The sequence below is a fragment of the Eggerthella guodeyinii genome, from assembly GCF_009834925.2.
Lineage (GTDB): Bacteria > Actinomycetota > Coriobacteriia > Coriobacteriales > Eggerthellaceae > Eggerthella > Eggerthella guodeyinii.
This window is the reverse complement of the sequence record NZ_CP063310.1, coordinates 1,709,858-1,736,439: the sequence shown is the minus strand read 5'-3', so window position 1 is coordinate 1,736,439 and position 26,582 is coordinate 1,709,858. Positions and strand designations below refer to the sequence as shown.

The window sequence follows — 26,582 nt, the reverse complement described above, 5'->3', positions numbered from 1 at the left end:
CCTACGCCTCCTTCGCGCTGTCCAGCGCGGCGGCGCGCGCCTCGTCGGCCGCGGCCTGCACGGCGGCCAGCGCGGCGGCCGGGTCCTCGGCCGCGAACACGGCGTTGCCGCACACGAGCACGTCGGCGCCGGCGGCGGCCACGAGGGGCGCCGTCTTCACGCCCATGCCGCCGTCCACCTGGATGAGCGGCGCGGCCCCCACGGCGCGCGCCATCTCGGCGATGCGCGCCACCTTGGCGTCGCTGCCCTCGATATAGCTCTGGCCCGAGAAGCCCGGCTCCACGCTCATGACGAGCACCATGTCCACGTCGGCGATCACGGGCGCGAGCGCGCCCGCCGCCGTGCGCGGCTTGAGCGAGACGGCAGCCGACGCGCCCGCGGCGTGGATGGCGGCGATGGCGCGCGCCAGCCCGTCGGCGTCGAGCGCCTCGGCGTGCACGGTGACGGAGTCGGCCCCCGCGTCGAGGAACCAGGGAAGCTGCTCCAGCGGGTTCGAGATCATGAGGTGCACGTCGAGCGGCAGATCCGTGGCCTTCTTCAGCTGCTTCACGACGGGCACGCCCATCGTGAGGTTGGGCACGAAATGGCCGTCCATCACGTCGACGTGCACGTACCCCGCGCCCGCGCGCTCGATGAGCTCGATGTCGCGCCCCAGGTGCATGAAGTCGGCCGACAGGATGGATGGTGCGATCTTCACCGGTTCGAACATGCTCAAGTCCTTCCTCATCGTTGTTGCGCCCATTCTAGCGCAAGGGCCCCGCCCGCCGCAGCGGTGCCGCGGGCGATGGAGGAAAACAACACGATGACGGCGGGGATCAACCGCTTCCCCGCTCAGGCGCGCGCTGCATTATAATGAAAGCCCCCTCTGGAAGAAGGCTCCATGGCTGCACGCGCTGGCACGCACTACGCATATCGGACGCCGCACGGCCCGGTCACCATCGCCGCGAACGAGCGCGGCGTGACCCGCGTCGTGTTCGGCGACGCGCCCCTGCCCGGCGAACGCCGTCCGAGCGAGCTGGCGAACCGCACGGCCACCGAGCTGCTCGAGTACTTCGCCGGCAAGAGGCGCGCCTTCGACGTGCCCCTCGCCCCCGACGGAACCCCCTTCCAGCTGGCCGTATGGAGCGCCATCGAGCGCATCCCGTACGGGCAGACGCTCACCACGGCCGACGTGGCCGCGCTGCTCGACAAGCCCACGTCCTACCGGGCGGTGGGCAGCGCCGTGCACAAGAACCCGCTGGCGGTGCTCGTGCCCGACCACCGCATCGTGGGCGCGGGCGGCGCGCCCATCGGCCCGAACGCCCGGCTGCGCGGCGCGCTGCTGGCCCTCGAGCGCGCCGGCGCGCACGACAGCCGCTGACCCGCCCGCCTGCCGCCCTCCGGCACGCCGGCCCCCGACCCGCCGCCCGCCCGCAACCGTCCCGAACCCCGAAAGGCACCCTCCCGCATGAACGTCTACGTTTCCAACATCTTCACGGCCGCGCTCTCGTTCCCCCTGATCGCCTTCCTCATCACGCTGCCCTACATGGTCTACCAGTACCGCAAGTTCGGGTCCATCCCCTGGCTGCGCACGCTCGTGGTGTACTCGTTCGTGTTCTACCTTCTGTGCGCCTACTTCCTCGTGCTGCTGCCGCTGCCCGAGGACCGCTCGGCCATCGTGCCCTACGCGCAGACGCCCCAGCTCGTGCCGTTCAACTTCGTGCACGAGTTCCTGGCCGAGACCTCTTTCTCGATCGGCGACCCCTCCACCTGGCTGGCCACGCTGCGCGACCCGTACATCTACGAGGCGTTCTTCAACGTGCTGCTGCTCGTGCCGCTGGGCATGTACCTGCGCTACTACTTCCGCCGCACGTGGTGGCAGACGCTCATCATCGGCTTCCTGGTGACGCTGTCGTTCGAGACGACGCAGCTCACGGGCTTGTGGGGCCTCTACGAGCACCCGTACCGCCTCTTCGACGTGGACGACCTCATCATGAACACGCTAGGCGCCATGACGGGCTTCTGGATGGTGGGCCCGGCGATGCGCGTGCTGCCCGACATCCGCCTCGTGAACGAGGAGGCGCGCGAGGCGGGCATGCGCGCCAGCGTGACGAAGCGCGCCCTGTCCTTCCTCATCGACGCCCTCATCGTGTTCGCCGTCTCGCTCGTGCTCCTGTTCGGCGTGGCGGGATCGGGCGTGGCCGACCGGCTGATCGCGCAGGAGGGCGTCTGGAACGCCGCCGCGTACGGGCTCGACCTGCTCGTCCTCGGGACGTTCTTCGTCATCGTGCCCGTCCTGACGCGCGGGCAGACGCTCGGGCAGAAGCTGTTGCGGCTGCGCATCGTGCGCTCGGACGCGTCGCGCGCGCACTGGTACCAGTACCTCGCGCGCTACGGCCTGCTGTACCTCATGATCTGGGCGCCGTTCGCTGTCCTGAACGGGGTGGCGGAGCTCGATCCCGCGACGACGAGCGAGATGGGCTCGCTCGTCGGGTTCGCGGCGCAGCACCAGACGGCCCTCATGCTGGCTTGGGTCGTGCTCATGGTCGCCTGGGGCGTTTCGCTCGCGGTGCGCGCCGTGCGCTCGTGGCGCCTGAAGCAGCCCTTCGTCATGCTGAACGGCGTGCTGTCGAACACGCGCGTCATGACCCAGGCCGGCGTGGAGCTGGCCCGCGAGCGGCGCGCCGTGCTCGACGTGGACGAGGTGGCCGCGCTCGAGCGCGCCATCGCCGAGGACGGCACGCCGCTCATCGAGCTCATGGACCGCGCGGGGCGCGCCGTGGCCGAGGAGGTGCGCGCCTGGGTGCCCGACCCCGCGCCCGTCGTGGTGCTGGCGGGCTCCGGCAACAACGGCGGCGACGGCTGGGTGGTGGCGCGCACGCTGGCCGAAGCCGGCTACCCCGTGACCCTCGTGGCCTCCGACCTGGCCGAGCGCCTGCACGCTGAGCCTGCGCGCACCACGGCCCTCGACGCGTTCGCGCAGGCGGCCGAGGACGGCCTGCCGCTCTCGGTGCTCATCGCGCCCGACGCCGACGTGCTGGCCGACGCTATCGACCGGGCCGAAGCCGTGGTGGACGCGCTGCTGGGCACCGGCTTCTCCGGCGACGAGGTGCGCGAGCCGTACGCCAGCTGGATTCGCGCCGCCAACCGCCGTCGCTTCGAGGGATCGCGCGGCAAGGGGCGCGGGCGGCATCGCAAGCGCACGCACGAGCGCGGCGACCACGTGCGGGCGCGGCGCTCGCTGCCGGCGAAGGTCAAGGACGCGCCCTTCGCCGTGGCCGTCGACGTGCCGAGCGGCCTTGCGGCCCAGACCGGCGCCGTGGCGCGCCCCGCGTTCGCGGCCGACATGACGGTGACGATGCTCGCCTTCAAGCCGGGCCTCGTCGCGTCCGCCACCGCGCCCTGGACCGGCATCGTGAAGCTGGCGAAGCTGGACGTGGACGTGGCGAGGTACCGGGAAGCCGACGCCCTGCTCGACCGGTAGGCAGCCGGGCGTCGCGTTGCCGCGTTGCCGCCGCAGGGTATGCGGGCAATAAAAAGCCTCCCTTGGGTTGGGGGGACCCAAGGGAGGCTATGCAGTACGCACAGAGGAGAAGGGGAAGGTGCGTATGCTGACGGCCCGTCGGAGGTTTGAGAGAGTGAGAGAGAGGGGGGGTTCACACGAGAGACGAGACGACGGGCACTCGGATAGGTTGTCAATTGCCGCATTGTGCTGGCAAGGACTAGAGTACCCGCACTCCCGCGATGCCACAATACGTTCGCGCGTTCGGTAAAACCCCGGTCAACGCCTTGTTGCCCGTGCGAAAGAATACGACGGTTTTCCTCAGGAAGAAGGGCGGGACCATGGATTGGGATGCGGAGCTCTACGACCGGCAGCACGGCTTCGTCGGCGCCTACGGCAACGACCTCGTGGACCTCGTGCGCGCCATCGCGCGCGAACGCGAGGACGGCGGCGAGCGGGCGCTGCGCATCCTCGACGTCGGCTGCGGCACGGGCGCCCACCTCGACGCCCTCGGGGAGATCGGCGACGCGGTGGGCGTCGACGCCTCCCCCGCCATGGTCGCCCGCGCGCCGACGTGCGCGTCGCCGACGCGTGCGCGCTGCCGTTCGAGGGCGCGTTCGACGTGGCGTTCTCGAACGCGGTGTTCCACTGGATACCCGACCAGGACGCGCTGCTGACCAGCGTGGCCCGCGCGCTCGCCGACGGAGGCGTGCTCGTGGCCGAGATGGGCGGCGCGGGGAACAACGCCCGCATGCGCGCGGGCATCGCCGCCGCGCTCGAGAAGCGCGGGCGCGCCTTCGCGGAGCCGTTCTGCTTCCCGCGCGACGAGGAGCAGGGAGAGCGGCTCGCCGCGGCGGGGTTCGACGTCGTGTCGCTGCGCTCGTTCGACCGCCCCACCCCGCTCGCGGGCGGAGCGGCGGGGCTGCGCCTGTTCGCCGAGCAGTTCTACGCGGGCAGCCTCGAGGGCCTCGACGCCGTCGAGCGCGCCGCCGTCCTCGACGAGTACGAAGCGGCCTGCCGCGACGAGCTCTGGGACGCCGCGGAGCGCCGCTGGACGGCCGACTACCGGCGCCTGCGCTTCGTCGCCCGCAAGCGCCCGGCGTGACGCGCGCCCCTACAGCCCGTAGAACTCGGTAGTGAGGGGGCGGCTCGTGAGGGTCTGCGCCACGTCGTGCGGGTCGGCGCCCTCCCAGGCGATGCTGCGCACGACGTCGGTGATGGGAAGCTCCACGTCGTAGTGGTCGGCCAGCGTCTCGAGCGTCCTGCACGCCAGCGCCCCCTCGGCCACCATGTGCGTCTGCGCGGTGAACTCGTCGAGCGTGCCGCCCTCGGCCAGCAGCTTACCGAAGCGGCGGTTGCGCGAGTGCTCCGAGGTGCACGTGGCCACGAGATCGCCCGTGCCGGCCAGCCCCATGCACGTGATGGCCTGCCCGCCGCAGCGCACGACGAGGCGGCTCATCTCGGCCAGGCCGCGCGTCATGAGCATGGCGGCCGTGTTGTCGCCGTAGCCGAGGCCGTAGGACACGCCCACGGCGATGGCGATCACGTTCTTGAACGCCGCGCACAGCTCCACGCCGCACACGTCGTCGCTCACGTAGGTGCGGAACGTCTCGGAGGCGAACAGCTCCTGGAAGAACGTCGCCGTGCCCTCGTCCGAGCTGGCGATGACGGTGCCCGACGGGATGCCCCGGATGACCTCCGCGGCGAAGTTCGGGCCCGACAGCACGGCCAGGCGACTCGCGTTGCCCATCTCGGCCTCGAACACCTCCACGGGCAAGAGGCCGCTGCCCTCCTCGACGCCCTTCGAGCAGATGATCACCGGGAAGTCGGCGTCCACCGCGTCGGCGAGCGTGCAGGCCACGTCGCGCATGAGGTTCGACGGCGTCACGATGACAGCGGCCGCCGCACCCGCCAGCGCGTCCTCGTACGAGGTCGAGGCCACGATGCTCTCGGACAGGGCGACGTCGCTCAGGTAGCGCGGGTTCGCGTGGCTCTCGTTGATGGAGCACACCACCTCGGGCTTGCGGGCCCACAGCCCCACCTCGTGGCCGTTGCCCGCCAGCAGCTGCGCGAGCGCCGTCCCCCACGACCCCGCCCCGATAACGGCTATCTTCATGGTCGCCTACGCTTTCTTCTTGTCGCCGATCTTGCTTTCGGTGCCGGCGATCAGGCGCTTGATGTTCTCGCGGTGCGCCCAGACCACCGTCAGGCCCGCCACGGTGCAGAACAGCCAGGCCAGCCAATCGCCCCAGAAGAAGTACAGCGCGAAGAACGGGCACGCGGCCGCGGCCGCAATGGAGCCGATGGACACGCGCTTCGTCGCCACGACGAGCACGATGAAGATGAGCAGCTCGAGGCAGGCGCCGACCCAGCCGAACGTCACGAACAGGCAGCCCACCGCCACCGCGATGCCCTTGCCGCCTTTGAAGCCCAGCCACGGGCAGAAGATGTGGCCCCAGACGCAACCGAGGAACGCCACGGCCAGCATGGTGTCGTACGTGACGAGCGCCCCGGGCTCGAACCCGCCGCCCGGCAGGAACCACGTGCTGAACGCCCAGGCCAGCACGCCCGACAGCAGGCCCTTGCCGAAGTCGAGCACGAACACGGAGTAGCCGCCCACCTTGCCCATCGTGCGGATGGCGTTCGTGGTGCCGATGTTGCCGCTGCCGTGCTCGCGCAGGTCGGTATGGTAGAACACCTTCGAGATGATCAGCCCGAAGGGGATGGACCCCAACAGGAACGCGGCCGCGAACAGCCCGGCCGCAACCAGCAAATCCCCCATGATTCCTTAATCCTTCTTCTTGAACTTGATTCTGACCGGCGTGCCCACGAGGTCGAAGCCCTCGCGCAGGCGGTTCTCGAGGTAGCGCTCGAAGTTGTCGTCCACGAGGTCGGGGCGGTTCGCGAAGAACGTGAACTGCGGCGGGCACGTGGCCGTCTGCGTCACGTACTTCATGCGCAGCACCGCCTTGCCCTTGCTCACCGTGTGGCCGAACTCGCGGATGCCCGCGAGCCACGTGTTCAGGCGGTTCGTGGGGATGGTCTGGCTGTAGTTCTCGTAGGCCGTGTTGACGGCGTCCCAGATGCGGTCGACCTTCTTGCCGGTGAGCGCCGAGATGGCGATGACCGGCGCGTAGCCCACGAACGTGAGGCGGTCGGCGATGCGCTCGCGGATCTCCGCCTTCGCCTCGGGGCCTTCGATGAGGTCCCATTTGTTCAGCACGATGACCATGGCGCAGCCGCGCTCGGCCGCGAAGCCGGCGACGCGCTGGTCCTGGTCGGTGAGGCCCAGCGTGGAGTCGATGACGAGCAGCGCCACGTTGGCGCGGTCGATGGCGCGCATGGCGCGCACGAAGCCGTAGTACTCCACGTCCGCGTCGATCTGGCTCTTGCGGCGCAGGCCCGCGGTGTCCACGATGGTGTAGCGCTGGCCGTCGTGGACGATGTGCGTGTCGATGGCGTCGCGCGTCGTGCCCGCCACGTCGGAGACGATGGAGCGGTCGTTCGCGGTGAGCTTGTTCGTGAGCGACGACTTGCCCGCGTTCGGGCGGCCGATGATGGCCACGTTGATGCCGTCGTCCTCGTCGGCGTCGGCGGGCAGCTCCACCTTCTCGAGCTCCTCCACCACCGCGTCGAGCAGGTCGCCCGTGCCGTGGCCGTGCATGGCCGAGACGGGCCACGGGTCGCCGAGCCCCAGCTGGTAGAACTCCCAGATCTCGTCTTCCCGGTTCGGCGTGTCCAGCTTGTTCACCACGAGGAAGACGGGCTTGGACGTCTTGCGCAGGATGCGCGCCACGGCCTCGTCGTCGGCGTTGACGCCGGTCTTGCCGTCCACGATGAACAGGATGACGTCGGCCTCGTTCGCGCCGGCCAGCGCCTGGTTGCGGATGGAGCCTTGGAAGGCGTCGTCGTCCCCCATCTCGATGCCGCCGGTGTCGATGAGCTTGAAATCGACGCCGTTCCAGTCGGCCTCATGGTAGGAGCGATCGCGCGTGACGCCGCGCATCTCGTGGACGATGGCCTCGTCGGCCTGGGCTATGCGGTTGACGAAGGTGGACTTGCCGACGTTCGGCCGTCCGACCACCGCGACGATGGGTAAAGGCATGCGGTACCTCACAGATTGCTTCGGTTGGTGCGGTCAGGGGGTCGGAGCGTTTCGTCCGACCAGGTCGATGATCTCGAGGAGATAATCCGACGCGTTACAGGATACCACGGCCAGCGGCGCGCCCGCCCGCTTTTCCATATCCTCCAAACTCATGTCATCGAGCGTTACCGCGTTGTCGTTGAACACGACGCGCGGGATGAGGGCCAGCCGCAGGCCGCGCTCGCGCTCGGCGCGCACGGCGTCGGCCATGTCGCAGCCGCACAAAAGCCCCGTCACGTCCACGTTGCCGCCGAAGAAGTCGTTCTTCACGAACAGCGGCACGAGCCGTCCCGCCAGCGGGCTGGCCGCGACGAGCGGGCCGAGGAAGTGGCGCGTGGCGCAGCCGGCCACGTAGTGGACGCGCGCGTCGGCGGCGCGCAGGGCCTCGGCGCAGCGCTCCACGATGCCCGCGCGCTCGGCCTGCTCCCAGTCGTCGACGAACGAGCGGATGATGCCCACGCCGTCCTCGAACATGCCGAAGTCGCCGTAGTGCGCCGACGGCGGCAGGTTCTCGAGCAGCGCGGGCCCGTAGGCGTTGTGGTAGAACTCGTCGGCCGGGAAGGCCCACATGCTCCCGCGCTCCGCCAGCGCGCGCCGCTGGAACGGGATGACGAGGTCCATGACGGCGCGCGAGGACGCCGGGTCGTTGAAGCTGCGGTCGAACACGCTCTGGTGCTTCGTGAAGCCGAGCGGCACGATGCAGACGTCTTTGATGCCGGGACGCGCGTACGCCCAGGCCAGCGTGTCCTCGAGCACGGCGCCGTCGTTCTGGTCGGGCACGAGCACGATCTGCGCGTGGAACTCGATGCCGGCCGCCAGCAGCCGTTCCAGCACCTCGATGCCGTGCTGCGCGTGCCGGCCGATCATGCGGCGGCGCACCTGCGCGTCGGCCACGTGCAGCGACAGGCGCAAGGGCGAGATGCGCTGCTCGACGATGCGCTGCTCGTCTTCGGGCTTCAGGTTGGTGAAGGTGACGAACGTGCCCGCGAGGAAGCTCAGGCGGTAGTCGTCGTCGCGCAGCGTGAGCGACGAGCGCATGTCGTCGGGCAGCTGGCGCATGAAGCAGAACGTGCAGGCGTTGCGGCACTGCCTCACGCCGTCGAACACGACGCCCTCGAAGTCGAAGCCCCAGTCCTCGCCCTCCTCGCGCTCGAGCTCCACGACGCCCTCGTCGCCGTCGAGGTCGATATAGCCCAGCTCTACGACGTCGTCGGCCGTCAGCCAGCGCCAGTCGATGAGGTCGCGCACCGGGCTCCCGTCCACCGTGGTCACGTAGCAGCCGGGCTCGAAGCCCGCGTCGTCGGCCGGGCTGTCGGGCGCGACGGCGCGCACGAGCGCCCGCGGCGCCTCGCCGCGCGCGGCGCATCCCCCGCACTGCTTCGCCGCCGCCTCGCGATCGACGTCGGCCGGCGGGTACACCGGCGGCGTCGGGCGCGCGGAGCCCATGCCGTCGTCGGCTTCGCTATCGATATCTTGAGAGGAGAGCGCGTTCATGCCAGCAGATCAGGTTCCTACCCATCGCGCCCGAAGCGGGCGATGTACGTACCGTTTCGCCCCATCATATCAGGAGCTTCCGCTTTCCGCATCGCGAAACGGTCAAGCCCTCAGAAGATCGATGAGCTCCTGCCGCGAAGTCACGCCCGTCTTCTGGTAGATGTGGGAGATGTGAGTTTTGACCGTCGCCCTCGAAACGGACAAAGCACGCTCGACGTAGGGCTCGTTGCGCCCTTCGCCTAGCAAAACGAGCACTTCCTGCTCGCGCTTCGTGAGGGCGCAGCGTCGTGCCACCGCCTCGCACCGATCCTCGAGCAAGGAAGTGTCGAGTTCGCTCGCGAAGCGCTGGCCCAAGCCAAGCAACGACAGATAGTCCTTCCCCTTCGCCATGAACAAGGCGAGGAACAGAATGATGAGCACGGCAGGGATCGCGACGAACAGGCCGTCCTGGAACGAGTTTCCGTACAACGGCCCCAGGAACACGAACGCGAACACGGCGGCGAGCAAGCCGCCCGACCCGCTCGCGCAGACGCATGTCAGCAGGTAAGTGCGGCCTTCGCGCGTCTGCGGGCTCCCCATCGCCGACAGGGCGAGCGCATAGCTGAAGAAGACGAACACGACGGCGCAGGACATCATGAGCGAGAAAGGCACCGAGCTCGAGTTCATGAACGGGAGGCTGAAGAAGACGCCCGCGATGAGGATCATCGACGCGATAGCCACGTATGCGGCGTTGACCTTGCGACGCGCCACCAGCAACGAGAGCGCAGCGAACAGCAGGCCGCACAGAACGAACGCCGCCAAGGACGTGAAGCTCACGCCCGCAACGCTCGTTTCGAAGTAAGCGGGAGCCAACTGGGTCGTCTTCGGAAACATCGCGGGCAGGTACACCGCCAAAAACGAGGAGACGAACAAGAGCAGCCTCACCCGCGGCGCCGCGCCTCCTTTCGAGGGCTCGAATCGGAACCCGCAGGAAGACTCGCGCTCCTCCAGGTAATCGCGCTTCCCGAACAGGCACGCAGCCAGCGCGCACGGGCACAGCAGGATGAGGACGGAGAACCCGAACGGCACGACAACCGCCGCAACCACGAGCGCGAACGCGGCAACGAAGGCCGCGGTCGTCATGCCCACGACAGCGGGCATCCCGCACCCGCGAAGCCGATGCGTCGTCAGGGCGAGCGCGCACGGCATGCAGGCTCCCACCATCGCTCCCTCAGCTACAGAATACGCAATCAGACCATCGGGGTCCTCGGGTGCGAGAAACACCGAGCAAACGCCCGCCGCCAACGCGAGCGTGCACAAGGAGGCGGCGATCCCTTTTCTCCACGATGCCGAACCGAGCATGCCGGACCGCACGGCCAACGCGAGAGCCACGGCGAAAGCAGAAGCGATCGCAGCGCAGGAGAACGCGGAGCTCGCCAGCACGGAGTCGGTGAACCGGAACAGCTGGTTGGCGAAGCGAACGTCGAAGAACCATGCGAGGAGCAGCGCAACGAGCAGCACATCGCGCAACCGCGCGCGAACCGCACGGACAACCGCGCCTCGATGCGAGCTAGCTGCAGCCATGCGCCTCATACCTCCGGTAGGATATCGTTCGTTTTCGAGAAAATCCATCCTCAGATAGGACGGAGGAGAACCGCCCAGATTATAGCATTCGTTTCGGCAAGGGAAAACGTTGAGCCTCTTGCTCGGGGGTCCCATCAGGGGCGAAGCAGAGCCTTGCAAGGCAAGGCCTACCAAAGGAGGATGCAATGGGTGAAGTTTTGAACAGAAGGTCGTTCTTGGGAATGGCGGCGGGCGCGGCGGCGCTCGGAGCCATGAGCCTGGCGGGCTGCGCGCCGAACTCGGGCGGCGATGCGACGCCCCTGGCTTCGGCAGGCGTACCGGAATCCTGGGATCACGAGGCCGATTTCGTTGTGGTGGGAGCCGGTACCGCGCTGACAGGCGCGCTCAAGGCGGTCGAGCAGGGCATGACGGCTATCGTGATCGAAGCCCGCGCCATCGCAGGCGGCACGACCGCGCTTTCCGGAGGCTCCGTGTGGATACCCTGCAACGACTACGCGAAGGACGACCGGGCCGCCGCGAAAACGTATATGACCAAAGTGGCCGACGGACTGTCCACCGAAGCGATCATCGACGCCTACTTGAACAACGCCTCGCCCATGATCAACTTCATTACGGAGCAGACGGGCGTCGCTTGGGAGATCGCCGATCGCACCGATTATCACGAGCAGTGGGAAGGCGCCACGACGGCAACCCGCACCGTCAAGCCCATCGATCCCGAGACGGGCAAGTCGACGAACGGCGGCGGGTACACGCAACCGCAGGCCGAGAAGTTCACCGAGCTGGGCGGCACGATCCTCTTCAACACCACCGCCGAAACGCTGATCGCCCGCACGCTCGACGACGGACGCCAGGAAGTGCTCGGCGTCATCGCCACAGATGCGAAGGGTGCCTCGCTCGCCATCAAGGCGTCGAAAGCCGTGCTGTTGGGCGCCGGCGGGTTCGACTACAACGACGACATGAAGGCGCAGTACCTCGACATTCCCTCTCCCTGCACCTTCATGGTGGAGACCTGCGACGGCAAGGGCATCCGCATGGCGCAGGGCGTGGGCGCAGACCTGGCCATGATGTGCTACGGATGGGGAAATGCTGCGTACAAGGTCATCGGCGAAGAAGCGTACGCCAACAAGGTGGTCGATGCCAATATCGCGCCTCTGTGCTACCAAAGCGATACGTCGTCGATGTGGATCAACCGCTACGGCCGCCGCTTCTGCGACGAGGCGGCATCGTACGATTCGTTCTGGTACGGCTTCGGCAACGGACGCGACACGACGGGCGAGATGCTGTACACGAACATTCCCGCCTGGTACGTATGCGACCAGGGAAACCGCAATCGAAACGCAGGCGGCGACGGCGTGGCCACGCCCGACTCCGGCGGCAACCTCTGGGGCGTGGAAGCCTCGGCAGAACCGCCTGCCTGGGTGCTGCAAGCCGATACGCTCGAAGAACTCGCGCAGAAGATGGGGCTTGACGAACTGGGGACGGAGAACTTCCTCGCCCAGGTCGAGCGCTTCAACCGCTACGCGGCAGAAGGAACCGACCCCGAATTCCATCGAGGCGAATCGACCTTCGACCAAGGCGGGCCCGGACGACCCGCCGACTGCCTCGAGCCGATGAACGTCCCGCCCTACTTCGCCGCACAGATCGTCCCCTTCCTGCAGGGCACGAAGGGCGGCCCGCGCACCAACGAGTTCGGGCAGGTGCTCCACGTGAACGGCGACACGGTGCCCCGCCTGTACGCCTGCGGCAACAACGCCGGATGCGGCACGCCGGGCAAGTACTACAACGGCGCGGGCGGCACCGTGGCCCCCGGCATGGTGTTCAGCTACATCGCCGCCATCGATGCCGCGAAGCTGGACAGCTGGGAATAGCCCCCACCTCCATGCGGGAGGACCCGGGGACGACACGGTTCCCGGGTCCTCCCGAAACGCGTCTGGAGCGGAGCGCGGCGGCGTTCGCGCTCATAGGGCCTCCAGGCGCTCCACGATGGCGGCGATCTGGTCCTCGGGGGTGGAGGCGCCGGCGGTGACGCCCACGCTCTCGCAGCCGGCGAACCAGGCGGGATCGAGCTCGCCGGGCGCTTCGACGTGGTGCGTGCGCGGGCAGACGGCGGCGCAGATGTCGGCGAGGCGCGTCGTGTTCGACGAGTTGCGGCCGCCGATGACCACGATGGCGTCCACTTCGCCGGCGAGCGCCGCGGCCGATTCCTGGCGCTGGCGCGTGGCGAAGCAGATGGTGTTCTTCACCTGCGCCTCGATGCCGCGCGCGGCGAGGACGGCCACCACGGCGTCGAGCGCCTCGCGGGTCTGCGTCGTCTGCACGACGATGCCCACCGGGGCCTCGAGCGCGGCGGGAAGGTCCTCGGGCTCGGCGACGACCACGACCCGGCCCCCCGCCTCGCGGGCGTGGGCCACGAGGCCCTCCACCTCGGGATGCCCGGCCTCCCCCACCACCACGACGAGGCCGCAGCGGCGCGCGAGCTCGGCGGCGGCCTTCTGCGCGCGGGCCACGTGCGGGCAGGTGGCGTCGATGAGCGGCAGCTCGCGCTCCTCCACCGCGCGGCGCACCGCCGGCGTCACGCCGTGGCTGCGGATGATGACCGAGCCGCGCTCCACGTTCTCGGGGCCGTCGACGGCGCGGATGCCGCGCGCGGCGAGATCGGCCACCACCTGCGGGTTGTGGATGAGCGGGCCGAGCGTGGACGCGCCCTCGCCGCTCGCGCTCGCCTCGACGGCCAGGTCGAGCGCGCGCTGCACGCCGTAGCAGGCGCCGGCGTAGCGCGCCTTCACCACCCTCATGCGCGCACCTCGTCCGCAGGCTTCGCCTCGTGCTCGGCGGAGGGCTCCGCCCCCTTCGCCGCTTTCGCGGCCTTCGCGGCCGCCTTGGCCTCGATGTCGGCCACCACCTCGGCCGTCGTGTGGCGCGGCACGGGATGCTCGGCGAACACGGCCGTGAAGTCCTTGCCGCCGGGGAACAGCGCGACCATGTCGACCTCGTCGCGCGGCACGTTCAGCGACAGCGCGAAGCACTCGCGCATGGCGTACCACGTGCAGCCGTCGAGGCGGTCCTCCTTCGGCAGGAAGTCGAAATCCCCCACGAGGACGGGGTCGCCGTACTCGATGGTGATCTTCGGGAAGCGGAAGCGCTCGCCCTTGCGCTTCACGTTCTCGGCGTTGCGCACGGTCATCGGCAGGATGGGCGCGTGCCCCATCTTCGCGACGAACGCGGCCCCCGAGTGGATCTCGGGCGTCTTCGTCCCCTTGCCGCGGCGCGTGCCCTCGGGCAGGATGCCCACGATCTCGTCGTTCTTCAGCATGCGCGCGGCGCGCTTGATGGACGTGCGGTCGGCCGCGTCGCGCTTGACGGGGAACGCCCCCACGCGCGAGAGGATCTGGCCCACGAGGCCGTGAGCGTTGTCGAACAGGCTCTCGCGGCCCATGAAGCGCAGCCACTGCTTCGGACGCGTGACGATGTACATGAACGCCACGTCCAGAAACGACGTGTGGTTCGCCACGACCACGACGCCGCTCTTGTGCCAGAACCCGCGGATGCTCTCGCGGTTGTCGACGCGATAGCGGAAGCAGATCTTGAAGACGAAGGCCAAGAAGCCCCAGATGAGGTTTCCGGCCCAGTGCGGCACCTGCTTCTCGTCGGACGTGCCGCCCAGCGGCATGTCCCACATCTTCTCGTAGGGAAGCAGCAGGCTCATCGCGCGCCTTTCTCGCGGGCGAGCGCGCAGATGTCCTCGATGACCTCTTCGATGTAGCGGCCGGTGGAGTCGAGGCGCACGGCGTCGTCGGCCGGGCGCAGCGGCGAGGTGGCGCGCGACGAGTCCTGGTCGTCGCGGCGGCGGATGTCGGTGAGCACCTCGTCGTAGTCGACGGAGCCCACGCCGCGATCGACGTTCTGGCGCACGCGGCGATGCGCGCGCTCCTCGGCCGACGCGGTGAGGAACACCTTCACCGGCGCCTCGGGGAACACGGTGGTGCCGATGTCGCGGCCCTCCACCACGTAGTCGCCCGCGCGCCCGATGCGCTGCTGCTGCTCCACGAGCGCGGCGCGCACGGAGGGAGCGGCCGACACGGGGCTCACGGCGCGGTCGATCTCGGCCGTGCGGATGGCGTCGGTCACGTCGGAGCCGCCGATGGACACGCGGCGCGGGACGGGGTCGCCCGCCTCATGGGCGAAGGCGATCTCGTGGGAGCGCGCCAGGCGGCCGAGCGCCTCGTCGTCGTCGAAGGGGACGCCGTCCTGCAGCGCCTGCCAGGCGATGGCGCGGTACATCGCGCCGGTATCGAGGCAGGAGAAGTCCAGTTCGCGGGCGACGGCCTTCGCAACCGTCGACTTGCCGGCCCCGCTGGGGCCGTCGATGGCAATGATCATCGTGCCAACCTTTCGATATCGGAGAGGAACTGCGGGTAGCTGATTTTCACGGAGTCGAAGTTGTCCACTTCGACGGGCGCGTTGCCGCACAGGCCGGCGAGCGCCCACGTCATGGCGAGGCGGTGGTCGTTCTTCGAGTCGAACGCGGCGCCGGCGGGCACCTGCAGGCCCGGCTGGCCCTCCACGAACAGGTCGTTGCCGTCGATCCACGCGTCCACGCCGAGGGTCTCAAGCCCTTCCACGATGGCTGCCAAGCGGTCGGTTTCCTTGACGCGCAGCTCGCTGACCTCGCGGAACACGGTCACGCCACGCGCATGGGCCGCCACGAGCGCCAGCACGGGAACCTCGTCGACGAGGGTGGCGATCTTGTCGGCCGGCACCTCGCAGCCGTGGAGCGCGGGCGTGTAGCACGCCGAGACGATGCCGTAGGGCTCCTTGCCCGCCGCGCCCGTGTGGCGCACGCTGATGTCGGCGCCCATGCGCTCGAGCGTGCGCGTGAACCCGATGCGCGCGGTGTTCAGGCTGACGTTCTCCACCTGGATGGAGCTGCCGGGCTTGAGCACGGCCGCGCACACGAGGAAGGCCGCCGAGGACGGATCGCCCGGCACCTGCACCTCGCAGGCCTCGAGCTTCGCGGGGCCCGTCACGCTGGCCGTGCGGTCGGCGGCCGTGGTGGTCACGCCGAACTCGGGCAGCATGAGCTCCGTGTGGTTGCGCGAGGGGGAGGGCTCGTTCAGGGTGGTGGTGCCGTGGGCGTACACGCCCGCCAGCAGCACCGCGGTTTTGAGCTGGGCCGACGCCATCGGGGCGTCGTAGGTGATGGCGCGCAGGCCCGTGGAGCCGCACACGGCGAGCGGCAGCGTCTCGCGCCCCTCGGGCTCGAAGCGCGCGCCCATCTTCATGAGCGGCGCGGTGATGCGGCGCATGGGGCGGCGCTGCAGCGACTCGTCCCCCGTGAGCTCCACCCGCACGTTCCACGGAGCCAGCACGCCCATGAGCAGGCGCACCGTGGTGCCGGAGTTGCCGCAGTCGATCGGGCCGTCGGGCTGCGAGGGGCCGGCCGCCCCCCACCCCGTGATGCCGCCGGCGAGGCTGCCGTCGGGCTGTTTCTCGAGCGACACCTGCGCGCCCAGCTGGCTGACGGCCTTGATGGACGAGCGCACGTCCTCGGAATCGAGCACGCCCGCGATGCGCGAGGTGCCCTCGGCCATGGCCGCGAACAGCACGGCGCGGTGCGAGATGGACTTGTCGCCCGGAACCGACGCCGACCCGCGCAGGGGCGCCGGCAGGGGGTTGACGACGGTGGCGTTTGCTTCATGCGACATGGGTGTGCTCCTTTGCCGTCAGGGGGCTGAACGATACTGAGAATCCCGCGTTGATGAGCTGGGCCGACAGCTGGCCGATGTCGCCCTCGTCCGTCAGGACGAGGCTGAGCACGGCGCTGTCCTCGGTGACGTGGTCGATCTCGATGGACTGGATGTTGCAGCCCACCGAGCTGGTGACGGTGGTCACCTCGGCCACCACGCCCGGCCGATCCTCCATGGGGATGCGCACTTCCAGCAGGCGCTCCGTCGAGGGGACCCAGGCAGCTGGCAGCGCGCGGCGCGCGGCGGCCGCCTCGGACAGCAACGCGGTGAGCGCCGCCCGGTCGCCCGCGGCCAGCGCGTCGGCGAACGAGCCGATGATGTCGCGGATCTCGTCCAGCCCGTCGGCCAGCGCGTCCTTGTTGTCGAAGGCGATGCCGCACCACAGCTCGGGCGAGCCGGCCGCGATGCGCGTGGAGTCTTTGAAGCCGCCGGCGGCGAGGCGCATGAGGGCCTGCTGGTCGTCGGCGTGGCGGCTGGCCAGCTGCACGAGCGAGGAGGCCATGATGTGCGGCACGTGGCTGACCACGGCCACCGCCTCGTCGTGGTCCTCGCGCGGCAGCGCGATGACGCGCGCGCCGATGGACGTGACCAGCTCGTGCAGGCGCGGGAAGTGCTCGGCGGGCGTGTCGGCGTCGGGGCAGAGGATCCAGTGGGCGCCCTGGAACAGGTCGGGGCGCGCGCCTTCGAGGCCGTTCTTCTCCGAGCCGGCCATGGGATGCCCGGGCACGAAGTTCTCGGGATGCGGCAGAAGCGAGGCGGCGAGCGCCGTGATGCGCGCCTTCGTCGAGGCGGTGTCGGTGACGATGCCGCGGTAGTCCCACCGGGCGAGGTCCTCGAAGTACTGCGCGACCGCGCCCACGGGCGTGGCGAGCACCACGAGGTCGCAGCCGTCGCCGACGAAGCGCTCGAACGCGGGGTCGTCGGGCAGCGCGGCGGCGGTGGCCCAGCCGCGCTCGAGCGCCTCGGACAGCGTGCGCTCGTCGACGTCGACGGCCAGCACCTGCGTGTCGGGGCAGGCGGCGCGCACGGCGGCGGCGAACGAGGCGCCCACGAGGCCGAAGCCGACGACCGCTATGCGGTGGAACGCCTGATCAGGTTGCGTTTCTTGCTGGTGTGCCATGAAACGGGAGCACCTTTCTTGCGAGGGGGTTCATTCCATCGTCCGCAGACGCCCGCCGCGCGGGCCCCTGCGGATCTCATTCTAGCATTATTCGGCGCGTCCGATAGCGGTATGGAGCGCCGCGACCTCGTCGGCGTCGAGGGCGCGCCACGCGCCGCGCGGCAGGTCCCCCAGCTCGAGCGGGCCGAAGGAGTCGCGATGCAGGGCCAGCACCGGGTGGCCGATGGCGGCCAGCATGCGCTTCACCTGGCGCTTGCGGCCCTCGCGGATGCCCACGCGCACGATGGAGCGCTGCGCCGCGCGGCCTTCGCACACGGCGGCGTACTCCCTCGAGGAGCGCGGCGGCACGGCGGCGGGGATCTCCAGCAGGCGCTCCGCAGCGCGCGCGGCGCCCCCTCCCACCAGGCGCACGTCGGCGGGCTGGGCCGGGCCGTCGTCCAGCTCGATGCCGCGGCGCAGCCGCGCAAGCTCGCGCTCGGTCGGCACGCCCTCGACGCAGGCCAGGTAGCGCTTCGTCACGTGGTGCTTGGGATGGAGCAGGCCGTTGCCCAGCTCGCCGTCGGTGGAGAACAGCAACAGGCCGGTGGTGTCGAAGTCGAGCCGCCCGATGGGGAACAGCCCCGGGTAGCGCTCGGTGGGGACGAGCTCGGCCACGGTGGGGCGCCCCTGCGGGTCGGCCATGGTGGTGACGAAGCCGGCGGGCTTGTGCAGCACGATGGTGACGGGGCCGTCCGCCAGGCGCACGACCGCGCCGTCCACGGCCACCTCGTCCACGAGCGGGTCCACCTTGCTGCCCAGCTCGGTGACCACCTCGCCGTTCACCGTCACGCGCCCCGCCGTCATGAGGTTCTCCGAACCCCGCCGGCTGGCCGCCCCCGCTCGAGCGAGGAACTTCTGCAGCCGCATGGGGACGATCGCATCCCCGTGGCACGGCGCGCCGACGGCGCGCGAGAGCCCCTCTTCCCTACTCATCGTCCGTCTCGAAGGTCAGCTTGTCGAAGTCGATTTTCTCCACGAGGCCGAAGCCGCTCGCCATGGCCTCGGCGAGCATCTGCTGGGCCGCGTCGGAGGCGGCTTCCTCGCGCGGGCTTTCGGCGGCGATCACCGACGCCTCGTCGTCCAGCTCGAACTGCACGCCGTCGAGCGCGTCGGCCGGCTCGGCATCGAGCCGCGCGTCCTCGGCGATGTACACCTCGTCGCGCGTGGCGCTCAGGCGCTCGCGGATGAACGAGCGCGTGTCGTCGTCGGGCGCGAACTGGTCGAGGTCGGGCAGGTCGGCCGTCGAGCGCAGGCCGAACTTCTCGAGGAAGGCGCGCGTGGTGGCGTAGAGCGTGGGGTTGCCGGGCGCGTCGGCCACGCCCGCCTCGCGCACGAAGCCCTTCTCCACGAGCGAGTTGATGGAGCTGTCCGAGTTCACGCCGCGCACCGACGCCACGCCCGAGCGCGTCACCGGCTGCAGGTACGCCACGATGGCGAGCGTCTCCATGGCCGCCTGCGACAGCTTGCGCGTGTCCCACGACAGCACGTAGCGCTCGATGAGCTCGTGGTAGGCGGGGTGCGTGTACAGCCGCCAGCCACCGGCCACCTCGCGCAGCTGGATGCCGCGGTTCTCGCCTTCCAGCTGGCCGCGCAGCTCCACGAGCGCGCGCTCCACGTCTCCCGGCTCCACCTCCAGCATGTCGGCGAGCGCGATGGTGCCCACCGGCTCGTCCGTGACGAACAGCATGGCCTCGATGGCCCCTTTGAGCTGGTTTTCCTGCAAGCCTTGGAACATGGGCCTAATCCTCCCCTACCGAGGTGAGCGCGTCGTCGCCCGTGAGCACGAGCTCGCCCGACCCTTCGATGTAGCGTATGTCGATGTCGCCGAACAGCTCGTCCTGCTCGATCTTCACCATGGCGCGCTTGTACAGCTCGAGCACGGCGAGAAACGTCACCACCACCACCGGCACGGGCGTGCGCTCGTCCACGAGCTCCGAGAAGCTCAGGCGCTTCTTGTTCTGGATGCGCTGGTGGATGGCGCGCACGTGCACTTCCACCGGGATGGGCTTCGCGGCGATGTGCTCCGACTCCAGCAGGAACACGTCGCGCCGCGCGAAGGCGCGCGCGGCCAGCAGCGCCAGGCCGTCGAGCGTGACGTCCTTCAGGTAGTCGGGCATGAGGTTGAGGAAGCGCGCGTCGGGGCCGAACGGGCGCGGATGCATGCGGCCCTCCGACACGAAGCGCATGTGCAGCGCGCTGGCGGCGTTCTTGTACTGCTTGTACGCCAGCAGGCGCTCCACGAGGATGTCGCGCGCCTCGCTCGGCGCGAGCTCGTCGAACTCGTCCTCCACCGCGTCGCGCTCGCGCGGCAGCAGGCTCTCGGCCTTGATCTCCAGCAGCGTGGACGCCACCAGCAGGAAGTCGCTGGCCACGTCGAGGTCGAGGTTGTCCATGCGCGACACCTCGGCCAGGTACTGGTCGGCGATCTGCGTGATGGAGATGGCCCCGATGTCCACCTTCTGGCGGCTGACCAGGTACAGCAAGAGGTCGAACGGCCCCTCGAAGCTGTCTATGCGAACCTTGTACGACACGACCGCGCCTCTTCTACCCGCCGAAGGAGAACAGCAGGTCGAACACGTTGCCAGCCGTCGCGTCGAGGTAGATGCCGATGGGGTTGAAGTGCAGCACGTACGGCACGAGGAGCACCACGACGAGGAACACCGGCATCGCGTAGCGCTGCACCTTGTAGTACTGCGGCAGGTACTTCGCCGGCAGGAAGAAGGCGAAGATGGACGAGCCGTCGAGCGGCGGGATGGGCAGCAGGTTGAAGAACATGAGGTACAGGTTGATGAGCGAGAACATGGGCAGGAACAAGGTGAGGAAGTAGTAGAAGATCTCGTTCTGCGCCAGCTGGTTCACCGGCAGCACGAGCATGATCGCCGTGTACACCGCCGCTCCCAGGATGGCCAGCACGAGGTTGGCCGCCGGGCCCGCCAGCCCCACGATGAGGTCGCCCTTGCGCGGGTCCTTGAAGTAGGCGGGGTTGTACGGCACCGGCTTCGCGTAGCCGAACACGGGCATGTTCATGGCCATGAGCAGAAGCGGCATGATCACCGTGCCGAAGGGGTCGATGTGCTTGAGCGGGTTGAACGACAGCCGGCCCGCGCGCTTGGCCGTGGGGTCGCCCAGCTTGTAGGCGGCGAAGCCATGGCACGCCTCGTGGCACACGATGGCGGGGACGAAGCTCAGGATGGAGCATATAAGGTAGGGTATCGAAATCATAGTGCCGACCAGTTTACCGCAACCGCAGGGGGCGGCATGCGCCGGGAGGGAAACTTCACAAGGAGCGAACGCCGCCCCCGGGGGGGGGGCACGGCCGACAAGGACGCATCTTCGCCTCAAACGCACGCCTCGATCTCCCGGAGCGTGCGTTTGGGGCGAAGATGCTCGGCGGGCGTCGCCGTTGGAGAGCGGTTTCGCGCCGCTCGTGTCGCGCGGCTTCCGCGCTTGGCATGGGAGGGGCCTTTCGCCGCCGGACCGCTTCAACGTGCCCCGGCGCGCATGATACGCTTCAAGCACGATTTCCCGATTTCAAGAAGGAGCAGCCGCCATGCCCGAGTCACGTCACAACCCCGTTCTCGCAGGCCAGACCGCCGTCATCACCGGAGGCGCGTCCGGCATCGGCAAGAGCATCGTCCAGCGCTTCCTGGAGGCGGGCGCGAACTGCCTGGCCGCCGACCTCAACGAGGAGGCCCTCGCCGCGCTCAAGCAGGAGCTGGCCGAGTACGGCGAGCGCCTGGACGTCGTCAAGGTCGACGTGTCGGACCGCGACGCCGTGGAGGGCATGGTCGACCGCGCCGTGCAGACGTTCGGCCAGATGGACATCATCGTGAACAACGCCGGCATCATGGACAACCTGCTGCCCATCGCCGAGATGGACGACGACGTGTGGGAGCGTCTGATGAAGGTGAACCTCAACAGCGTGATGTACGGCACCCGCAAGGCCGTGCGCTACTTCCTCGAGCGCGGCCAGGGCGGCGTCATCATCAACACCGCATCGCTGTCGGGCCTGTGCGCCGGGCGCGGCGGCTGCGCCTACACGGCCTCGAAGTTCGCCGTCGTGGGCCTGACGAAGAACGTGGCGTTCATGTACGCCGACACCGGCATCCGCTGCAACGCCATCTGCCCCGGCAACACGCAGACGAACATCGGCGTCGGGATGCGCCAGCCCAGCGAGCGCGGCATGGCGAAGGCAACGACGGGCTACGCCGGCGCCACCCGCTCCGGCACCCCCGAGGAGATCTCCGCCGCCGCCCTGTTCCTGGCCTCCGACCAGGCCGGCTTCATCAACGGCGAAACCCTCACCATCGACGGCGGCTGGAGCGCGTACTAGGAGAACGCGAGCACGGCGCATCGTCGACAAGGGGCGGCCTAGCGCATGCCACGCACCGTCCCCGCCCCGGCAGCCGCTCCCGGAAACCGGCTGCCGGGCTCCCTACCGGGAATGAACCAAATCCAAAAGCTCCTCTTTGGAATGGATGCCGAGTTTTGCGTAAATATGTTTGATATGCGTTTTGGCGGTCCCCTCGGAAATCACCAAAGCCTCGGACACGTACTGCCTGCCGCGCCCTGCGGCCAACAGCGAAAGAACCTCTTCCTCGCGCTTGGTGAGTTGGAATTCCCCCGCAAGGGCGCTACACGACCGGGCAAGCCGATCGCCTCCGTCAACCGGCGCTCCAGGCGGTTCTCGCCTGGAGCGCTTGAAGCTCAGGACGAGGGAGTAAGCAGGTATCGCTATCGTCATGACGGCGCCCGCCAGGCTCAGCCCTATGCTCAGTTCCGGATAGGTTTCCGCAAGCCGGAAATGCGCGGCTCTCGAAACGATCCACCCGATCGCGAAACTGCCGACGATCGCCGCGAGGGGATCGACGCCTTTCTTTCCGCGAACCGGCGGAATGCCCAGAAAAAGATAGACCCAAAACAATAGCCAGGAGAAGATGAGCATCACCTGTATCGAAGAGGTCATCGATATGCCGAGCGGTAGCAGCGCGAGTATTCCGAACACGACGATAGCCGCCTGAATCATACGCAAAGCCTTCGCGCCCTTGGGGAGAAACAGCTGCGCAACGGCAAGCGTGACCAAGACGATAGCGACGACGTAAAACTCGCTGAGCGGCGAGCGCGGCGCTTCCGACAGATCCAATCCCGGAATGGTGCCCATGCTGAACCCATAGACAACGTATAGCGCGAACGGCAGCGGGCGCGTGCAGTCGACCGGTTTCCTTTCACCGTCCCGTTTGACCAGAATGCTCGTCATCGAGAACGAAAGAAGGAAAGCCGCGATGACCGCAAGGAAGAAGAACTGCAAGGCCATCGTGGGAAGAAGCGTCCCAAACGAGAAGACGAGGCACGATATCGCGCTCGCCAAAAGCAGGGATTTGATCCTGTTTTCCCTATCGGATTCCGAATACATGACGATGAGCGCGCACAGGAAAAAGGCGTTGCCGGCCGCATGCGAAGCCAATCCGACGACCGTCAGCACGGATGCCGACCCGCCCGACCCGACCGGGAAAAACAGCAACGCGGGACCGATCGCCAAAAGCAGGCCGAGCAAGACGATGAGCGGCGTTTTGAAAAAGATCGTTCGATCCCGACGCACGCACGGAACCAACAAGACAAACGCCGCAACGTAGGACAAGCCCATGACGGACTGGGCCGTCCCTTCAAGCTGAAACGCAGCGTTTGGCAGGCTGGCAGAAAGACCGATTTTTATCAAGGATACGCCTCCGAGCAGGCCCGCCGTCAACGGCAAGGCGTATCCTCGCGCCTTCGATAACGCCATCGCATCCCTTTCTGACGAACGAAAAGCTGCACGACTACCGTACAAGTGTAGCCACCTTCTCGTCGGCTCAAGCTAGGAATAGCGGATTCGCATCATCCCGGAAGGGGTATTTTTCCTCGCAGGGGACGGAATCGGCCGAACATACCCCTTGCAGGGAGATTGCCCGTTCGCCTCGTCGTCCTATGCTCGAAGACGATCCCCGATCGAAACGGCCTCGCCGAACCGGAAGGAGGCAGACTGCCGCGATGCGTGCGATACGGGCATCCACATCGAAGGACGGCCCAACATATGCGGCCGAAACGCGACGAAACAGAGGAGGCGTGATGCAAGACAACGCGAACGCACGAGCTTTAACTCGACGCGGCTTCGTTCAGGTGATGGGAGTAACCTGCTTGGGAGCCGCAATCGGACAAATGGGAGGTTGCGCGCCGGCTTCCGAATCCAAGGGCGGCGGCGCCGAGAAAGATGACGTATCGGTGGACGTCCTGGTGGTAGGCGGCGGCGGATCGGGCCTTGCCGCAGCTACGACTGCCGCGGAAGCCGGCAAGACGGTTGCCGTAATCGAGCAGCTCAACAGCACTGGAGGCACGTTCGCCCTGAGCGGCTGCGAGACGGTATCGCTTGACGACGGTACCGGCGAATACATGGACGCCCGAGCGCTGTTCGACTATTGGATGGAGGAGACGAAAAACAACGCCGACGAAGAGCTCATGGCGAATGTGACCGGCTCGATAAACGACACGCTCGCATGGGTCGAAGGACTCGGCGTGAAGATGCACACCCTGACGAACTACAGCAGGCCCGACGCTTCGGCCCCCATCCTGTTCAAAAGCCCGAGCGAAACCGCCGAGTTGGCCTCAGGCGGCGTCGTGACCAATGCGCTTGCCGAAAAGTTCGAGCAACTGGGAGGAACCATCTACCTGAAAACGGCGGCGAAGAGCCTCATCGTCGACGACGGCGGTGCCGTTGCGGGCGTCGTCGCGGAAAGCAACGGGAAGGCCCGCAGGTTCATGGCCAAAAAAACGATCCTTGCCGCGGGCAGCTTCGAGTCGGGCATCGGCGGCGAAGGCAACCCCGTCATCAACGGGCATTTCCCCAACTTGCTCGGCCAAAACATAGTTTACAGCGCGCAAGGATACACGGGCGCCACCGGACATGCGATAACGATGGGCAAGGACATAGGAGCGGAGATCCATTTCGAGATACCATACGTGCGCGGTCGCTTCGTGTACCAAGCGTCGGGCGGTACGTTGAGGGAAGACGGCGTGCTCGTGAACGGCGACGGACGGCGCTTCGGCAACGAAGCGGGGCTCTACCGGGGAATGTACGAAACCGCAGTCGAAAAGGGCGGGGCCGAGAAGATGTTCTCCATCATGGGCCAGCAAAACTGCCTCGACGACATGGAGCAGTACGCTGGAAACGAAAACATGCTTCAAGCAGAGACGACAACGGAACTGGCTGCTCTCATGGGCGCGGATACGGCGACGTTCGTCGACACCATCGAAAAATACAACGCTTACTCGGCGACGGGGATCGACGAGGATTATCAAAAACCCGCCGAGCACCTCGTGAGCATCGACGGCGATCCGCTGTATGCCGAAAAAGTGTCGCTTCTCGTCGGCGGCTGCATCGGCGGCCTCGTCGTGGATGGCTGTGCACGCGTTATCTCAGAAGAAGGCCAGCCCATCCCCAACCTGTACGCAGCGGGAGACACCGCCAACTCGAGTTTCCACCGCGGCACTTATTTGGGCAGCGGATCGAACACCTGCTTTGCTTTGAATTCGGGGCGCCTTGCCGCCCGTGAAGCCGTAAGCGATCTCTAGAGGACGAAACCGAGCTTCGAACCCAAGATGCGAGAAGGCGCGCTTGCAAGCGCGCCTTCTCGTTGACCGAGGGATCGTTTCCCAAAGGCAGGATCGTCCCCTACCCGTTCTCCCTTTCGAATTCTTCCATGAACTTCACGAGGGCCTCGACGCCTTCGCGGGGCATGGCGTTGTAGATGCTGGCGCGCATGCCGCCGACGCTGCGGTGGCCCTTGATGCTCTCGATGCCGACCTTCTTCGCCTCGGCGACGAACTTCGCGTCCAGCTCGTCGCTTCCGGTGACGAACGGCACGTTCATGATGGAGCGGTCCTCGGTGCGCGCCGTGCCCTTGAACAGTGTGCTCGCATCGAGGAAGTCGTACAGCAGCTGCGCCTTCTCCACGTTGCGCTGCTTCATGGCCTCGAGGCCGCCTTGGGCCTTGAGCCACTGGAACACCTTGCCGCACATATAGATGCCGTACGCGGGCGGCGTGTTGTACAGGCTCTTCGCGTCGACGTGCGTGTCGTAGCGCAGCATCGTGGGAGTGCCGGGAAGCGGCTCGGACACGAGGTCGTCGCGGATGATGACGATGGTCACGCCGGCGGGGCCCACGTTCTTCTGCACGCCGCCGTAGATGAGGCCGTACTTCTCAACGTCCATCGGCTCGGACAGGAAGCACGACGACACGTCGGCCACGAGCGGCTTGCCGTTGGTGTCGGGCAGCTCGTGGTACACGGTGCCGTAGATGGTCTCGTTCTGGCAGATGTAGACGTAGTCGGCGTCGTCGGACAGCTCGAGGGCGCGCACGTCGGGCACGTAGCTGAAGTTCTCGTCCTCGGACGAGGCTGCGCAGCGCGCGTCGCCGAAGAGCTTCGCCTCCTTGAACGCCTTCTTCGACCACGAGCCGCTGACGACGTAGTCGGCCACCTTGTTCTTCATGAGGTTCATCGGGATCATCGCGAACTGCGTGGACGCGCCGCCCTGCAAGAACAGCACGCGGTAGTTGTCGGGGATGCCCATGAGATCGCGGATGTCCTGCTCGGCAGCCTCCATGATGGCGGCGAACGGCTTGGAGCGGTGGCTCATCTCCATGACCGACATGCCGGAGCCCCGGTAATCGAGCATCTCGTCGGCAGCCTCGCGCAGCACCTCCTCGGGCAGCACCGCGGGACCGGCGGAGAAGTTGTACACTCGAGCCATAGGAACGACCTCCTTGAAACGTGCGCAGATAATGGGGTCAAGTATACACGCAAGCCCGCGCTCCGCGCACGCTTTATCCCGCTAAAGCAGCGAATGCGGCGCGGACGGCGCCGGGCGCGTGTGCGCAACCGCCCGAAGAGACTCGGCGACACGCGAATCGACGAATGGTAAGCAATTTTTTCGTTTTGCGTGAAAATCCGGCAGATTCG

Annotated in this window: 22 protein-coding genes and 1 pseudogene; 6 read left to right on the top strand and 17 right to left on the bottom strand. The window is 67.8% G+C overall.

The features are described from left to right. Position 1 precedes the first annotated feature (1 nt). Complete coding sequence (gene rpe, locus GS424_RS07160; RefSeq protein ID WP_160941782.1) at positions 2 to 709, bottom strand: ribulose-phosphate 3-epimerase; 708 nt, start codon at positions 707 to 709, stop codon at positions 2 to 4. Between the two features lie 171 nt (positions 710 to 880). Between rpe and GS424_RS07155 the strand changes: the two genes are divergently transcribed. The 3 genes and pseudogenes from GS424_RS07155 (at position 881) to GS424_RS17840 (ending at position 4,586) form a co-directional block, all read left to right on the top strand. Next, complete coding sequence (locus GS424_RS07155) at positions 881 to 1,360, top strand: methylated-DNA--[protein]-cysteine S-methyltransferase (protein WP_160941783.1); 480 nt, start codon at positions 881 to 883, stop codon at positions 1,358 to 1,360. Between the two features lie 87 nt (positions 1,361 to 1,447). Beyond that, positions 1,448 to 3,463 (top strand): NAD(P)H-hydrate epimerase, encoded by a 2,016-nt coding sequence (locus tag GS424_RS07150; protein WP_160941784.1) that lies wholly within the window; start codon positions 1,448 to 1,450, stop codon positions 3,461 to 3,463. Positions 3,464 to 3,723: 260 nt separating this feature from the next. After that, a pseudogene (locus GS424_RS17840) lies at positions 3,724 to 4,586 on the top strand (class I SAM-dependent methyltransferase). Positions 4,587 to 4,595: 9 nt separating this feature from the next. Here the strand turns inward: GS424_RS17840 and GS424_RS07140 are convergent. From GS424_RS07140 to GS424_RS07120, 5 genes are all read right to left on the bottom strand, one after another. After that, a complete protein-coding gene (locus tag GS424_RS07140) occupies positions 4,596 to 5,597 on the bottom strand; it encodes an NAD(P)H-dependent glycerol-3-phosphate dehydrogenase (RefSeq protein WP_160941785.1) in 1,002 nt (333 codons plus the stop codon). Between the two features lie 6 nt (positions 5,598 to 5,603). Next, positions 5,604 to 6,263: a glycerol-3-phosphate 1-O-acyltransferase PlsY gene (gene plsY, locus GS424_RS07135; RefSeq protein WP_160941786.1), complete on the bottom strand. Its 660-nt coding sequence runs from the start codon at positions 6,261 to 6,263 to the stop codon at positions 5,604 to 5,606. 6 nt (positions 6,264 to 6,269) lie between these two features. After that, positions 6,270 to 7,586 (bottom strand): ribosome biogenesis GTPase Der, encoded by a 1,317-nt coding sequence (gene der / locus GS424_RS07130; protein ID WP_160941787.1) that lies wholly within the window; start codon positions 7,584 to 7,586, stop codon positions 6,270 to 6,272. Between the two features lie 33 nt (positions 7,587 to 7,619). Beyond that, complete coding sequence (locus tag GS424_RS07125) at positions 7,620 to 9,071, bottom strand: DUF512 domain-containing protein (RefSeq protein ID WP_160941867.1); 1,452 nt, start codon at positions 9,069 to 9,071, stop codon at positions 7,620 to 7,622. Between the two features lie 150 nt (positions 9,072 to 9,221). Next, positions 9,222 to 10,619: a response regulator transcription factor gene (locus GS424_RS07120; RefSeq protein ID WP_160941788.1), complete on the bottom strand. Its 1,398-nt coding sequence runs from the start codon at positions 10,617 to 10,619 to the stop codon at positions 9,222 to 9,224. Positions 10,620 to 10,867: 248 nt separating this feature from the next. Between GS424_RS07120 and GS424_RS07115 the strand changes: the two genes are divergently transcribed. Beyond that, positions 10,868 to 12,550, top strand: a complete 1,683-nt coding sequence (locus GS424_RS07115; protein WP_160941789.1) for an FAD-binding protein — start codon at positions 10,868 to 10,870, stop codon at positions 12,548 to 12,550. A gap of 90 nt (positions 12,551 to 12,640) precedes the next feature. Here the strand turns inward: GS424_RS07115 and ispH are convergent, their stop codons facing one another. The 9 genes from ispH to GS424_RS07070 form a co-directional block, all read right to left on the bottom strand. Then, entirely contained in the window at positions 12,641 to 13,477 is an 837-nt protein-coding gene (gene ispH, locus GS424_RS07110; RefSeq protein WP_160941790.1) for a 4-hydroxy-3-methylbut-2-enyl diphosphate reductase, read from the bottom strand. After that, positions 13,474 to 14,388 carry a lysophospholipid acyltransferase family protein gene (locus GS424_RS07105; RefSeq protein WP_160941791.1) on the bottom strand — a complete coding sequence of 305 codons (915 nt, stop codon included), beginning with the start codon at positions 14,386 to 14,388 and terminating at the stop codon, positions 13,474 to 13,476. Before GS424_RS07105 ends, ispH begins: the two co-directional genes overlap by 4 nt. Then, positions 14,385 to 15,062, bottom strand: a complete 678-nt coding sequence (gene cmk, locus GS424_RS07100; protein ID WP_160941792.1) for a (d)CMP kinase — start codon at positions 15,060 to 15,062, stop codon at positions 14,385 to 14,387. The genes GS424_RS07105 and cmk overlap by 4 nt, the downstream gene beginning before the upstream one ends. After that, on the bottom strand, positions 15,059 to 16,387 hold the full coding sequence (gene aroA, locus GS424_RS07095; protein ID WP_160941793.1) for a 3-phosphoshikimate 1-carboxyvinyltransferase: 1,329 nt from the start codon (positions 16,385 to 16,387) through the stop codon (positions 15,059 to 15,061). The genes cmk and aroA overlap by 4 nt, the downstream gene beginning before the upstream one ends. After that, positions 16,377 to 17,549, bottom strand: coding sequence for a prephenate dehydrogenase/arogenate dehydrogenase family protein (locus GS424_RS07090; protein ID WP_160941794.1), 1,173 nt, complete (start codon positions 17,547 to 17,549; stop codon positions 16,377 to 16,379). Before GS424_RS07090 ends, aroA begins: the two co-directional genes overlap by 11 nt. Before the next feature lie 87 nt (positions 17,550 to 17,636). After that, a complete protein-coding gene (locus tag GS424_RS07085; RefSeq protein ID WP_160941795.1) occupies positions 17,637 to 18,521 on the bottom strand; it encodes a pseudouridine synthase in 885 nt (294 codons plus the stop codon). Next, a complete protein-coding gene (gene scpB / locus GS424_RS07080) occupies positions 18,514 to 19,323 on the bottom strand; it encodes an SMC-Scp complex subunit ScpB (protein ID WP_160941796.1) in 810 nt (269 codons plus the stop codon). The genes GS424_RS07085 and scpB overlap by 8 nt, the downstream gene beginning before the upstream one ends. A 4-nt stretch (positions 19,324 to 19,327) precedes the next feature. After that, positions 19,328 to 20,119 carry a segregation and condensation protein A gene (locus GS424_RS07075; RefSeq protein WP_160941797.1) on the bottom strand — a complete coding sequence of 264 codons (792 nt, stop codon included), beginning with the start codon at positions 20,117 to 20,119 and terminating at the stop codon, positions 19,328 to 19,330. Between the two features lie 13 nt (positions 20,120 to 20,132). After that, a complete protein-coding gene (locus GS424_RS07070) occupies positions 20,133 to 20,810 on the bottom strand; it encodes a site-2 protease family protein (protein WP_160941798.1) in 678 nt (225 codons plus the stop codon). Between the two features lie 328 nt (positions 20,811 to 21,138). Between GS424_RS07070 and GS424_RS07065 the strand changes: the two genes are divergently transcribed. Next, on the top strand, positions 21,139 to 21,921 hold the full coding sequence (locus GS424_RS07065) for a glucose 1-dehydrogenase (protein WP_160941799.1): 783 nt from the start codon (positions 21,139 to 21,141) through the stop codon (positions 21,919 to 21,921). Between the two features lie 102 nt (positions 21,922 to 22,023). On the opposite strand, the gene GS424_RS07060 is transcribed toward GS424_RS07065, so the two are convergent. Next, positions 22,024 to 23,370, bottom strand: coding sequence for a helix-turn-helix transcriptional regulator (locus GS424_RS07060; RefSeq protein ID WP_160941800.1), 1,347 nt, complete (start codon positions 23,368 to 23,370; stop codon positions 22,024 to 22,026). 323 nt (positions 23,371 to 23,693) lie between these two features. Here GS424_RS07060 and GS424_RS07055 point away from each other — a divergent pair, with 323 nt between their 5' ends. Continuing rightward, positions 23,694 to 25,193: an FAD-binding protein gene (locus GS424_RS07055; RefSeq protein WP_160941801.1), complete on the top strand. Its 1,500-nt coding sequence runs from the start codon at positions 23,694 to 23,696 to the stop codon at positions 25,191 to 25,193. A gap of 100 nt (positions 25,194 to 25,293) precedes the next feature. Here the strand turns inward: GS424_RS07055 and serC are convergent, their stop codons facing one another. After that, entirely contained in the window at positions 25,294 to 26,373 is a 1,080-nt protein-coding gene (serC, locus tag GS424_RS07050; RefSeq protein WP_154334041.1) for a 3-phosphoserine/phosphohydroxythreonine transaminase, read from the bottom strand. Positions 26,374 to 26,582 lie beyond the last annotated feature (209 nt).